Raw genomic sequence first — 2,182 nt, 5'->3', positions numbered from 1 at the left:
ACGGTGGCTGGTTTGGGGCGCCACTACGTGCGGTTGCTGGAAGCGGTAGTGGCTGAGCCGCGGCGGGCCTTGGGTGATGTGGAGATGCTGACGAGAAGTGATCGTCAGCATCTGCTTGCGATGGCATGTGCCGATGGGACTCCCGTTCCTCAGGCGTCTTTGCACGGGTTGTTCGCTACCGAGGCGGAACGGGTATCGCACGCGATTGCGATCGATCAGAACGGTTCGCAATTGAGTTATGGACTGCTTGCCAAATTGGCGGGCCATGTCGCATCGCGGTTACGGCAGTGCGGAATCGCTCCTGGCGACCGCGTGGGCCTGTGCGTCGAAGGCACCATGGAATTCGTTGTCGGAATGCTAGCGGTTGTCGAGGTCGGGGCGGCGTACGTGCCGCTCGATCCGGCCCATCCGGCGACCGCCCTCGATCACATCATCGGGGACTCCGGCGCGCGGCTGGTGCTGACCAGCGTCGCTTCCTTGCCGTGGAGCCCCAGTGTTGCGGTGGCGACCATGCCGATCGACGTCGCGCAGCTTGCGGTATGCGACTCGGCCCCGCCGCGGATACGGAGACCTTGTGAAGATCCATGGCCAGCCTATGTGATGTATACCTCAGGGTCGAGCGGAAAGCCCAAGGGCGTGGAGGTCACACACCGCAACGTCATACATTTGGTGCGTGAAAGCAACTATATCGAATTCAAGTGCGACGACGTGTTCGCGCAGATATCGAACCGTGTCTTCGATGCGACAACATTCGAAACCTGGGGCGCTCTCCTCAATGGAATCCGCTTACTGCATGTCGACCGTGATGAGCTGCTCAGCCCAACTAGGTTTCCGGAGTTTCTACGCCGCAATCATGTGAGCGTCATGCTGCTCACGGCTGGACTGTTCAATCAATTGGCGGACGCGGATCCGACCGCTTTTGATGGCGTGCGCAACGTGTTCTTCGGCGGGGATGTCGCGAATCCGGAAGTCGTGAGACGAGTAATCCGTGAAGGAAAGGCGCAACGACTTCTGAATGCCTACGGCCCGACCGAAAACACCACTATAAGCACGGTGCATGAAGTGCGTGCACTTCCCGCGGGCGTGGCTGTTCCCATCGGGCGAGCTATCGCGCGGGCTTCCGCGTACGTGGTCGATGCCTGGGGAAACCTAGCGCCACAGGGAGCGAAGGGCGAACTATGGGTGGGCGGCGAGGGTGTGGCACTCGGTTACGTCGGCCGGCCGGGCCTCACGGCCGAGTGCTTCGTTCCCGACCCTTTTTCCACGCTACCCGGCCGACGTCTCTATCGCACGGGTGACTGGGTGCGTCGTAACAGGGAGGGCGACCTCGAATTCGTCGGGCGCATTGACGGACAAGTCAAGATCCGTGGTTATCGCATCGAGCTGGGCGAGATCGAGCAGCAGTTGATCGAACACCCCGCGATTAGGGAAGTGGTTGTCGTGACTCGTGACATTGGGCAGGGAGGGCGACAGCTGGTCGCCTATCTGGCCCTCGGCGCAGATGTCGAGTTGGCGGAGGTCGAAGCGCATCTGCGTAAGCGTGTTCCGAGTTACATGGTACCGACAGCATATGTGAGGTTGGAGTCGTTGCCACTGACGGCGAACGGGAAGATAGACCGGCGTTCACTGCCTGCGCCGGAGCGGTCAATGTTGGGCCCGACGAGCGAGGAGGATCCGGAGACGGCAGAGGAGCGATTGCTGGCGGATATCTGGGAGGAACTTCTGGGCGTGTCGCCTGTGGGCAGGCACGACAACTTCTTCACTTTGGGTGGCCATTCGCTGCTAGTGGTACGGATGATCTCGCAATTGCGCAGCCGGTACGGTTGGGAGGTGTCGATCCGGCAAGTGTTCGAGTCGCCGACGTTGGCGGGGTTGGCGCAGCGTCTGGACAGGGAGACGCCGACGGCGCCGCCACTGCTGGCGCTGGAAGGCGAGGGACCCTGGCCATTGTCGTACGCGCAACAGCGGTTGTGGTTCCTGTACCAACTGGATGGTCCTGGCAGTGCTTACAACATTCCGTCGGGGGTGAAGCTGGAAGGTTCGCTGGAAGTAGGATTGCTGGGCCGGAGCCTGCGCTCGTTGGTGGAGCGACATGCGGTGTTCCGAACACGGATCGTGGAGGAGGACGGCGAGCCGTGGCAGTGGGTAGAGGCCGAGGCAAGGCTGACGCTACCGGTAGTGG

At 61.6% G+C, this 2,182-nt stretch carries 1 protein-coding gene; it reads left to right on the top strand.

All coding sequences use genetic code 11. From position 1 onward, the window contains the following. Positions 1 to 84: 84 nt before the first annotated feature. On the top strand, positions 85 to 2,182 hold a 2,098-nt coding region (locus OQE62_RS19230; RefSeq protein WP_265723664.1), incomplete at its 3' end, for an amino acid adenylation domain-containing protein.

Origin of the sequence: Microbulbifer halophilus, from assembly GCF_026183675.1 — a bacterium.
In the GTDB taxonomy this organism is placed as follows: domain Bacteria; phylum Pseudomonadota; class Gammaproteobacteria; order Pseudomonadales; family Cellvibrionaceae; genus Microbulbifer; species Microbulbifer halophilus.
Note: the sequence above shows the minus strand (reverse complement) of the source record. Positions and strands in the feature narration are given on the sequence as shown.